This window comes from Zarconia navalis LEGE 11467, from assembly GCF_015207075.1.
GTDB lineage: Bacteria > Cyanobacteriota > Cyanobacteriia > Cyanobacteriales > Geitlerinemataceae > Zarconia > Zarconia navalis.
Genome location: NZ_JADEXN010000133.1, coordinates 1 through 10397 on the forward strand (window position 1 = coordinate 1; position 10397 = coordinate 10397).

Genomic DNA, 10397 nt, shown 5'->3' on the forward strand with positions numbered 1-10397 from the left:
GTGCGAATGCGAGATGGTCGAGCCATTTCTTCGGGGGCGACATTGCGGAAGTGACCGGTTGCTCCTTGCAAAAACAGCCGATGGTGTCCTTCCCAGTTGCCATAGACCACATCAAATTTTCCATCGCCATCGGCATCGAGAAAAGCGACACCGCGTCCGTGCTCGAGATCGTCGCTCAATCCGGCGTCTCGGGCGGTTTCTTCGTAGGTTCCGTCGCCGCGATTGCAAAACAAGAAATTCGGGCCGTTCTCATTCGCTGCAAAGATATCCATATGAGGGGTGACCAGTGGCAGAGATACCAAACCCCGCCCTCCGGCGATCGCGGCGAGCCCGGCGTCTGGGGCAACATCGACGAGTTTCTCGACTCCATTTGCGTCGTCTAGTTCGTACAAGCCCATGGGACCGCCGTAATTGGCAACAAAAAAGCCATAGCGACCTTTTCCGAAACGATCGACGCACACGACAGAACGTCCGGCTGTTAGGTTGAGAACCGAGCGATATTCAGATTGGGAACACAAATCGTTCCACTCCCCATTTCGGTAGCGAAAGAGGCGATCTCCAAATTGTTTTCGACCGGAAAATGTATCGGTATTGAGGACGTAAATTTCTTCGCGTCCGTCCCCATCAATATCTCCTGTTGCCACCCCAATCGCCTTTCTTTCGGGATCGGCTAATGTGGGGTCGGCAATATTCACAAAGCCTTCACCGTTCCATTTGAGAACCAGATTCGTACCACTAAAACCGGCAACGAATAGCTCGAACGCACCATCTCCATCGAGATCGGATACAGCAAGGCCATAGTTAAGTTGAGCGGGATTGTCCAGTAGCAAGTGACTGTAATTTCTAAACATGGCAGTGGGGAATCCGATCGGACGACAGCTTATACCATTTTAGAGTTGGAACTAAAGCAACCGCTTAGCCTGAAGTGTCAGGAGCAGTTGGCCCGTGCGGGCTAATTTCGAGAGAGTTAGGTTTATGAAGATCGATCTCCAATCTTGAGTTCTTTTTTTGACTGTTTGAGCTGTTTCCAGAGTGCTTTAATTTCTCGGTACGCGGTGTCGGGAGAAAGTTTTCCATTTGTTTCTAAATTACAAATGTAGGTAATTTTTTGGGCAAATTCCTGTAAATTTGCATTGAAGACAACGTGTTCTGGCGTAAAATCTCCGTGATATCGACTGCGAGGATATAAAAACTCCGATCGATCTTCCATTATTTTCTCCTGAAAGTATGCTAACTCGATATTTCAATAGAGGGAAGGTGTACCCCAACATCAATTTCGAGAGACATATTCTTCTATTGGTTTTGAATGTATCCATTCTAACCACCACGACACCATGGAAATGAAATCTAAGTTACTCCCACTTTTATAGATTTGTGTCCTGTGTCGATTCCTTTGCGGGCTTCGATGGGTGAAATGCTATCAGCCCCGATCGCTTAGAACCTGTCATCAGTTAGCCGCACATCTCCGACTCAGTATGGCTTCCAGCTTTGGGAGCTATTTTTATTCGATCGCCGTCAAATCCTGGTTCTCAAAGACTTCTATATTTAACGAATGACGCGCCCCGGTCAAAGTTCGATCTGGCTTGTTGTCTCTCAATTTTGCCAGGGGGTGAGTATAACCGCCTCAGGATTGGGGAACGACGCGATCTCCTCACTCAAAAATTCTGCGCTCTTTGGTCGTCAATTGCCCTTGGAGAATGTTACGCGGGGAATTTTGAAGTATCCTAAGTTAAAGCGCGTCAGAGATATCTGACGGTCGATCGCAATGTAGGACAGGCTTGGATCGGCGAGCCGAAAAGCATCCGAAACATATCATGAAGGGAGAGAAAGATGGTTGTGATACCAGATAGACCACTTGCAGCCATGTTTTGCCAGATGGGTACCGGCGTGTTTCCACCTGTCGTCGAAACGTTCGATCGGGGTAAAACCATCTTTTTTCCCGGCGATCCCGCCGAGCGAGTTTACTTCTTATTGAAAGGAGCGGTTAAACTGTCCCGCGTTTACGAAGCGGGAGAAGAAATTACCGTTGCCCTGCTCAGAGAAAATAGCGTTTTTGGGGTTCTATCTTTGATTACCGGTCATCGTTCCGATCGGTTTTACCATGCGGTGGCATTCACTCCCGTTGAATTATTGTCTGTGCCCATCGAACAGGTAGAAAAAGCCCTCAAAGAAGATCCCGATCTTTCCATGCTGATGTTACAGGGCTTGTCTTCGCGAATTTTGCAAACGGAGATGATGATCGAAACCCTCGCCCATCGGGATATGGGATCGCGATTGGTGAGTTTTTTGTTAATTCTCTGTCGCGATTTTGGCATCCCGAGTGCGGATGGTATTACGATCGACCTCAAGCTATCCCATCAGGCGATCGCCGAAGCAATTGGTTCGACTCGCGTCACGGTGACTCGTTTGTTGGGAGATCTGCGTCAAGAAAAAATGATCTCGATCCACAAAAAGAAGATTACCGTTCACAACCCCGTTGAACTGAGCCAGCAATTTACTTGAACCGAGTTTTCTCTTCTCAATACCATCGGCTGTGCGAAGATCGGAAATCCGATCGTACGTAATGCTGTAGAAATGGCACAATAAGCGTAGTTCCTACCACATCAATATTGATGACCACCGGGTATATCTTGATTGTGGCCGTTTTAGTGTTAGGGGGTGCGCTCGCCACCGCCGGAGATCGGATCGGCACTAAAGTTGGCAAAGCACGGTTGAGTTTGTTTAAGCTGCGACCTCGCAAAACGGCAACTCTTGTCACGGTTCTGACGGGAAGTGTTGTTGCGGCATCTACGTTGGGTATTTTACTAGCGGCGGACAAGCAACTGCGAACGGGGATTTTCGAGCTAGAGGAACTCCAGGGAGATTTGGAAAAAGCGCGCACGGATCTCGAGCGCACCCAAACTCAGAAAACTCAGGTACAACAGGAACTTGCTAGCGCTCAAACCGAAGCAAGACAGCGTTTGAATGCGATTAACGAGTCACTCGAAACGGTATCGAGCCAACAGGAACAGACCCAGGAACAACTCGATCTGACTCAAGAGGAATTGCAAGGTGTGGAAACGCAGTTGAGTCAAAAAGACGAGCAACTCGCGCAAACGGAAACGCAGTTGAGTCAAAAAGACGAGCAACTCGCGCAAACGGAAACGCAGTTGAGTCAAAAAGACGATCGACTCAGTCAAATTATCGCTCAGGAGGAAAGACTGCGCTCGGCGATCGATAACCTGCAAAGAGAACGTCAATCCGAGCAGGAAAGACTGCGATTGGCGATCGAAAATCTCCAGAGCGATCGCCAGCAGCTCGTTCGCCGCAACGAGGAACAGGTCGAGACCCAAAAGCAACAGCTAACGGCGTTAGCCGAGCAAGACAAGCAGTTGCGCGAACAGGATCGAGCTTTAGCCGAACGGGAAAGCCTCCTTGAAGACCTCGAAAATAAGCAAGTCCTTCTCCAAGAACAGGTTGGCGTTTTAGAGGAAAATTTTCGCTTGTTGCGAGAGCGTCGAGTGGCCATCGGTCGCGGACAAGTTTTGGCCTCGGGTGTCGTGCGAATTGTTCGCTCCCAGGCAACTCCGACAAATATCGAACGGGCAATCGGGCGTATTTTGGGGGAAGCCAACCACGTGGCCACTCAGCTAACTCGTCCCGGAACGACTCAGGAAGACCCGATTCTTAAGGCAGCTCCTTCGGAGTTAGAGGCCTTGATGGAGGAAATTCAAAGTGGGGAAGAATACGTCGTGCGGGTGCACTCGGCTGGTAATTACATCTTGGGAGAAAACGAAGTCGATGTAACGATATCGGTGGCGCGGAATCAACTCGTTTTTGATGAGGGGGAACCGGTGGCGGAAGTTTCTCTCGACACCTCAACCATGAGCGATGATGAAGTGCTCGAACGCATTGAGATTCTACTCGAAGCTTCTAAACTGCGGGCGGTACAGCAAGGAATTCTCGCAGAGCGCATTCAAGTCGCAGACGGTCGTCCTGAGAGTGCGATCGACTTTATTAAAGCCCTTCAGGAGCAACAAACCCCACTCGAAGTTCGGGCAATTGCAACGGAACTGACTTATACCGCAGGTCCTCTTAATCTGAAACTGGTTGCCCTTCAAAATGGCGAGGTCATCTTGGAAAGCAGTTAGAAAACCCAAGCAGCAATTTCAATCAATCTACAGATAAAATCAACTAAAATCAACGAACAAAAGCCACCTTTCTCAATTCGATCGGCGGCTTTTGAAGACGAAATCTTAAGTTCGGTTAAATACTTTTAATTAAGTTAGGTTAATTAAGTACAGAGTCTAGTCAAACCAAGAGAAGATTCTCAGCAATTATCCGAACCAGAGATCGATGAATTGCGTTCATTGAGTCGGACTTTTCTACAGTGCAGATCCTACACCACCATAGGAACCGTAGAAAAATAAAAACAAAATTCCAACTGCACCTAACCCGGCAATTGTACCAACAATCCACAGAGGGATTTTGCCACCTTCTGACATTTTAAAAGACCTCCAAACAATCGATAAAAGTGATTTAACTGATTTGACACTCCCTGCAACTTTAGTTGCAGAGATTCTTGCTTCGAGCGAAGTAACCGGCTTGAACTGTGTTTCCACAACTCAAAATAGTCTCTTCTCCACAAGCGTTTACCGGTTTTTAGCCGAAAAGTTTCCGTATGCCCTACGGTACTCAATATTTTATTCAATCGATGAAAGTTATGGACTTCCGGTTAAAAGTTCAATGTTAAAAGCACATCGATCTGCTTCTCCGCCTCTTCTACTTCTTTAGGTGCACGATAAAAAATCGTCTTCGAATATTAAGAGACGGGGCTGTTCGCTTAACTCTTGCTGATGGTAACTTGAATTTTAAAAAATTCAGTTAGTTAAAGAAATAGCTTGAGAATAAGATCCCCAGCACGAAAATCAGCAAAAGACCCAAGTAAAGTGACGTACGGTTTAACTCAACGGATTGTCTGTTTGGATTTGTACTACGAGTTGGCATAGAAGTCTCCTAGCGCTGAATAAATTGCATTGCGGCGATTGCCCCTAAGAAGAAAATCGTCGGGACGGCTAAAGTATGTACCGAGATCCATCTAACGGTAAAAATGGGATAAGAAACAGGCTCGTTGGATGTTGGACCAGTCATTGTTTTAAAACTCCTTGCGTTGTTATTTACCCATAAATTCTTGGATTTGCCCCGTACCTTCAAAGCGATCGGTCACGATGGGCAACTCTAGGCGCTCTTGAGTGTAGTACTCATCTGGACGGGGAGTCCCAAACACATCATAAGCCAAACCGGTACTGACGAACAGCCAGCCGGAAATGAAGAGCATGGGGATTGTCAGGGCATGAATTAGCCAATACCGAACGCTAGTAACAATATCTGAAAACGGACGTTCTCCAGTGGTACCCGACATAAAAAGTTCTCCTATGGAAACAGGTTTGAGATTCTAAAATCTAAGCTTATGATACAAAATATTAGGGATCTTAATCAAGCTAAATATAAAGGAACGGGCGAGAACTAAGCGAATCGATTCGATCGACGATGCCGAACCGAGTTGTTTTCGATCCATCCAGGTTCCCAAAATTGGGGTAGAAAAGTCTGACGATGTAACTAAAGGGGTTCCTACCGTCTCCACGACGCGAATGAGGTCGCTCTTCGATCGGATTGGAGAGCGGCTGCGAATTTTTTGCCAAAAAAGCGCCGAAACCATCCGATAATGATATTCGGACAATACGCGCGCCGATCGTCGATCGAAGTGATAGAGCCTTATGCTAGATTTGACTGGAAAAAAAGCCCTGGTCACCGGAATTGCCAACAATCGCTCCATTGCGTGGGGCATCGCCCAACAGTTGCACAAAGCCGGAGCCACCCTGGGTGTAACTTACTTGCCCGACGATCGCGGACGTGCCCAGAAAAAGGTAACAGATCTGAGTGCATCGCTCGATCCAGAGTTGGTTTTACCGTGCAACGTGCAAGACGAAGCTCAACTCCAGTCTACCTTCGACGCGATCGAAGAAAAATGGGATCGACTCGATATCCTCGTCCACTGCCTGGCGTTTGCAGGAAAGGACGAACTCAGCGGTGATTTTAGCCAAACTTCACGAGCGGGATTCACTCAAGCCCTAGAAATTAGTGCCTATTCCCTGATTCAAATGAGTGCGGTTGCCAAACCGCTGATGTCAGAAGGAGGAAGTATTCTCACCCTGAGCTACCTCGGCGGCGTACGAGTCATCCCTAACTATAATGTGATGGGTATTGCCAAAGCGGCCTTAGAAATGAACGTGCGCTATCTAGCGGCAGAATTGGGGTCGCAGAACGTGCGCGTTAATGGAATTTCGGCCGGGCCCATCCGCACTCTAGCTTCTTCGGCAGTGGGGGGAATTTTGGATATGATCCATCATGTTGAAGAAACCGCGCCGTTGAAGCGGACGGTGACACAGCTTGAAGTGGGTAATGCGGCGACATTCCTGTGCAGCGATCTCGCTAGTGGGATTACCGGACAGGTTGTCTATGTCGATTCGGGTTACTCGATTATGGGAATGTAGGTCAAGGGGCTAGGTGCGATGCCCTCAACTCGAGCGCACGGAGTTAGGGATGTGCGGGAAAATAGTGTACCCGAGTCCTGGGGTCAACGGCCGCAAGTCCCCTACCCCGTATCTTTGAGGCGCGGGTACTTTATTTCTTTGCAAGTCCCTTACACGAGAAAAATTTTCCCGACGCATCCGATCTTTTACCCTTTCGAGTGCCTCCAGACTTACGCAAATTCAGACTCGACCGACTTTCGTCCTGGGTCAATTTAGTATCTGTGCGTAAGTCCTAGTTCGATCTCGCCAGCTTCGTGAGATTGCTGTGGCTTATTCCACTTGGGGAAAATCAAAACCGGTCGCTTCTTGTTTATTGTTGAAAATCACGAGCAAATCGTCTGTAACGTTTTCAAATCGGATCGAAACGAGCACCAAGTTCTCATTGGTACTCGCATTTTCGATCGTGCTCGAACTCAAACGCTCTTGGAATTTCCCCGTCACCGCCAGTAATTCTTGCCAGTTTTGTCGAAGGGCTTCGGCGGTCAGTTCTTCTTGAAGAGTGGGATGTAAAAACTCTCTAGCTCGTTCCATATCGTCACGAGCCATTGCGTCCACAAATTGCTCGGCGCTCGTCTGATAGTCTTGGGCTTGAAACGTTAGAGCCGACGGGCTGGCAAGTTTTGTTGCGTGGGCTTTGAGAGTTAACCCCGAGCCGAGGGCAGTGATGGCAAGCGTTGCCACCACAAGAAATTTTTTTCCCAATGTTTTGCAATCGTGTAGATATACCATAACGCTCTTGTGAGTTTCATTTGTGGTTCTAGAGATTGATGCTCTCTAGTGCTAGAATCCTCAAGTTTAGAAAACTGAGGCTTCCAGTTCGGGCTGGGTGACATCAAATGGTTTTCGCTCTCCTCCAACGTCGTTCCGATGAGAGGTTGATGTTTCACATTCACCGTCATGCCCAAGAAAGACGGTATCCAAAAATAATCGTTCCCAGAAGCATCTGAGAACGAGTGACTTGGGGGCGCTAACCCAATAAATTATTTGAGATTCACAGGCAATGACCGATCGATGGGTCAGATGTCGTCAGGAACTCGGCTCGGCGAACCGTCCCATCGAATTACTGGGCTGCGACTTGTTGGTTTAAAATTTCAATGGCTTTGGCGTACTGAGGATCTTCCAAGGTTCCGATGAGCGTGCGATCGAGCCGCAGTTCTTCCCGTTGTTCCTCCGTTAGCTCGATGGCGATATCCGGACTAATACCTTCTTCATTGATATCCCGACCGTTGGGGGTCAAATACTTGGCAATTGTCACGGCAAGTCCAGACCCGTCTCCGAGGCCGCGTACGGATTGTACTAAGCCTTTTCCGAAGGTTTGAGTCCCCACCAGAACCGCTCGATCGTTGTCTTGCAAAGCGCCCGAGAGAATCTCGCTCGCGCTTGCCGAACCGCCATCCACCAGCACCACGAGAGGTTTATCGGTCAGAGCGCCTCCGTTGGCTTCTTGAATGTCGATCGAGCCTTGACGGTTGACCGTCGAGACGATCGAGCCGTCATCGTACCACATCCGAGCGATTTCGACGCTCGAATAGAGTAATCCACCGGGATTAGAGCGCAAATCGAGAACGTAGCCGACGACGTTTTGCGTTTCGAGGTCTTCAATCGCCTCTTGCATTTCCTCGGCGGCATTGGCGCTGAAGTTGGTCAGGCGAATGTAACCCACGCCTCCGTTCTGGTTTTGATAGCTGTAGCGAACGGGGTGAATTTCAATACGAGCGCGGGTAATGGGAAACTCGATGGTTTCGCTTTCGTCGCGCAAAATCGTTAAGTTAACTGACGTTCCCACTCGGCCGCGAATCAGATTCACCGCTTCGTTAATCGTCATTCCTTCGGTGCTTTGACCGTCAATGGCAACGATGACGTCCTTGGCTTTAATCCCGGCTTCAAAGGCAGGAGTATCTTCGATGGGAGCAACCACCATCAGTTTGTCGGTTTCTTCGTCCTGAGCCAATTGAATGCCGACCCCAGTCAGTTCGCCGGAAGTATCGATTTGCATATTCTCGAACTCTTCGGGATCCATGAAGCGCGTGTAGGGATCTTCGAGCTTCTCGAGCATCTCCCGAATGGCAGTATAGGCTTCTTCTTGGTCCGTGTAGGGACGATCGAGATATTCTTCGCGAGTTGCTCGCCAGTCAACGTGATTGAAGGTAGCATCGACGTAATTCTTATCGATAATTTGCCAGACTTCATCAACTAACTCTTTGGGACTATCTTGAAAAAAGGCTTGACCTTTTAAATGAAGACCCGCGCCCACAATCGTTACCGTGCTTAGCACGATTACTGTCGCGCCTACAACTAGCCCACGAGTTGTCATTGCCATCTGCCTACTACGAATATTGGGAATTTTTTTCATACTAAGTTATGCCCACTCTAACACAAGCAACTATGGAAGGTCGATCGCCTAATTACCTATGCGATCGCCCGCTCGAATTCTCCGGAAATTGCGATCGGACCGTTTAAGGATCGATCCATCGTCCATCGGCTTTAATCAAGTCGATCAACTCCTCCACACCTTGCGATTCAGGCACTTTTTTAATTTCTTCTCGACCTCGATACAGAGAAATATAGCCCGGTTGTTTGCCCACGTAACCGTAATCGGCATCAGCCATTTCACCCGGTCCGTTGACGATGCAACCCATCACGGCAATATCTAAACCGGTTAAATGTTGGGTGGCTTCGCGTACTCGATGCAGAACTTCTTCTAAATTGAATAAAGTCCGTCCGCAGGAAGGGCAAGCCACGTATTCCACCATGGTCTTTCGCAATCCCAGTGCCTGCAAAATACTGTAACAAACTGGAATTTCTTTTTCAGGGGCTTCGGTCAGAGAAACACGAATCGTATCGCCAATGCCATCGGCCAAAAGCGTTCCAATTCCCGCCGTAGACTTGATTCGACCGTATTCTCCATCTCCAGCTTCAGTTACCCCCAAATGCAGGGGGTAATCCATACCCAGTTGGTCCATACGCCGAACCATCAAGCGGTATGCCGCAATCATTACCGGAACTCTAGAGGCTTTGAGGGAAATGACAATATTACGAAAATCCAAAGATTCGCAAATTTTTATGAACTCCAGTGCCGATTCCACCATGCCTTCGGGGGTATCGCCGTAGGTAAAAAGCATTCGTTCGGCAAGAGAACCGTGATTGACCCCGATGCGCATGGCTTTTCCTTGCTCTCGCAGCGACACCACCAACGGTTCGAGGGTGGCGCGGATTTTATCTCCGATCTGGTCAAATTCGGCTTGGGTGTACTCGCCACCATCGGCTTTGGGTTTCTCAAAGACATACAACCCCGGATTGATGCGCACCTTATCGACGTGTTTGGCAACTTCTAGGGCAATTTTCATGCCGTTGTGGTGTACGTCAGCCACCAGAGGGACATCTTGATACGTGTCGATCAGCCTCTGCTTGATGTCTCCTAGGGTTTTCGCGTGGGACAAACTCGGTACGGTAACGCGGACGATTTCGCAACCAATTTCGTGCAAGCGGCGAATCGCGGCCACCGACCCTTCCACGTCCATGGTATCTTCGTTGATCATCGACTGCACTACAACGGGATACCCACCGCCGATCGTGATGTTCCCCACTTTCACCGGACGAGTCTTGCGTCGGCGAATGGCGGTCTCGATGGGGTGGGAGTCGAGAGTAGATGCCGTCTGGGGAGCGTTGGGCAATGTTTGCATAGTTCGAGCTGGGGAGTTGTGACGATCGCAACCAATACAATTGCGCAAAATTCTTCTGTATTCAGGTTGCCACAAATGGGGGCAATTCGATCGGGCGCGATTGGGATGGGGGACGCGGTGAGGGGAAGGTAACAGATGACAG

Annotated in this window: 12 protein-coding genes; 3 read left to right on the forward strand and 9 right to left on the reverse strand. The window is 48.9% G+C overall.

The window, feature by feature from the left end; translation table 11 throughout:
• The coding region (locus tag IQ235_RS09115; protein WP_264321163.1) for an FG-GAP repeat domain-containing protein at positions 1-851 on the reverse strand (851 nt) is incomplete at its 3' end.
• A 122-nt stretch (positions 852-973) separates the two neighbouring features.
• Positions 974-1210: a DUF7219 family protein gene (locus tag IQ235_RS09120; protein ID WP_264321164.1), complete on the reverse strand. Its 237-nt coding sequence runs from the start codon at positions 1208-1210 to the stop codon at positions 974-976.
• A gap of 620 nt (positions 1211-1830) precedes the next feature.
• Here IQ235_RS09120 and ntcA point away from each other — a divergent pair.
• Both ntcA and IQ235_RS09130 read left to right on the forward strand, forming a co-directional pair.
• On the forward strand, positions 1831-2502 hold the full coding sequence (gene ntcA, locus IQ235_RS09125) for a global nitrogen regulator NtcA (protein WP_264321165.1): 672 nt from the start codon (positions 1831-1833) through the stop codon (positions 2500-2502).
• A 110-nt stretch (positions 2503-2612) separates the two neighbouring features.
• The gene (locus IQ235_RS09130) at positions 2613-4130 is read left to right on the forward strand and encodes a DUF3084 family protein (protein WP_264321166.1); all 1518 of its coding nucleotides are present in this window, start codon (positions 2613-2615) and stop codon (positions 4128-4130) included.
• Positions 4131-4364: 234 nt separating this feature from the next.
• Here the strand turns inward: IQ235_RS09130 and IQ235_RS18970 are convergent, their stop codons facing one another.
• From IQ235_RS18970 to psbE, 4 genes are all read right to left on the reverse strand, one after another.
• Positions 4365-4601 (reverse strand): photosystem II reaction center protein J, encoded by a 237-nt coding sequence (locus tag IQ235_RS18970; RefSeq protein WP_441373254.1) that lies wholly within the window; start codon positions 4599-4601, stop codon positions 4365-4367.
• 262 nt (positions 4602-4863) lie between these two features.
• Positions 4864-4986 (reverse strand): photosystem II reaction center protein PsbL, encoded by a 123-nt coding sequence (psbL, locus tag IQ235_RS09140; protein WP_264321167.1) that lies wholly within the window; start codon positions 4984-4986, stop codon positions 4864-4866.
• Positions 4987-4995: 9 nt separating this feature from the next.
• Positions 4996-5130 (reverse strand): cytochrome b559 subunit beta, encoded by a 135-nt coding sequence (gene psbF / locus IQ235_RS09145; protein WP_264321168.1) that lies wholly within the window; start codon positions 5128-5130, stop codon positions 4996-4998.
• A gap of 22 nt (positions 5131-5152) precedes the next feature.
• Positions 5153-5401: a cytochrome b559 subunit alpha gene (gene psbE / locus IQ235_RS09150; protein ID WP_264321169.1), complete on the reverse strand. Its 249-nt coding sequence runs from the start codon at positions 5399-5401 to the stop codon at positions 5153-5155.
• 355 nt (positions 5402-5756) lie between these two features.
• Between psbE and fabI the strand changes: the two genes are divergently transcribed.
• Positions 5757-6533 (forward strand): enoyl-ACP reductase FabI, encoded by a 777-nt coding sequence (fabI, locus tag IQ235_RS09155; protein WP_264321170.1) that lies wholly within the window; start codon positions 5757-5759, stop codon positions 6531-6533.
• A 309-nt stretch (positions 6534-6842) separates the two neighbouring features.
• Here fabI and IQ235_RS09160 read toward each other — a convergent pair whose 3' ends face one another.
• The 3 genes from IQ235_RS09160 to ispG form a co-directional block, all read right to left on the reverse strand.
• On the reverse strand, positions 6843-7274 hold the full coding sequence (locus tag IQ235_RS09160) for a DUF3887 domain-containing protein (RefSeq protein WP_264321171.1): 432 nt from the start codon (positions 7272-7274) through the stop codon (positions 6843-6845).
• A gap of 358 nt (positions 7275-7632) precedes the next feature.
• The gene (gene ctpC, locus IQ235_RS09165) at positions 7633-8892 is read right to left on the reverse strand and encodes a carboxyl-terminal processing protease CtpC (protein WP_264321173.1); all 1260 of its coding nucleotides are present in this window, start codon (positions 8890-8892) and stop codon (positions 7633-7635) included.
• A gap of 136 nt (positions 8893-9028) precedes the next feature.
• Positions 9029-10255 (reverse strand): (E)-4-hydroxy-3-methylbut-2-enyl-diphosphate synthase, encoded by a 1227-nt coding sequence (ispG, locus tag IQ235_RS09170; RefSeq protein ID WP_264321174.1) that lies wholly within the window; start codon positions 10253-10255, stop codon positions 9029-9031.
• Positions 10256-10397 lie beyond the last annotated feature (142 nt).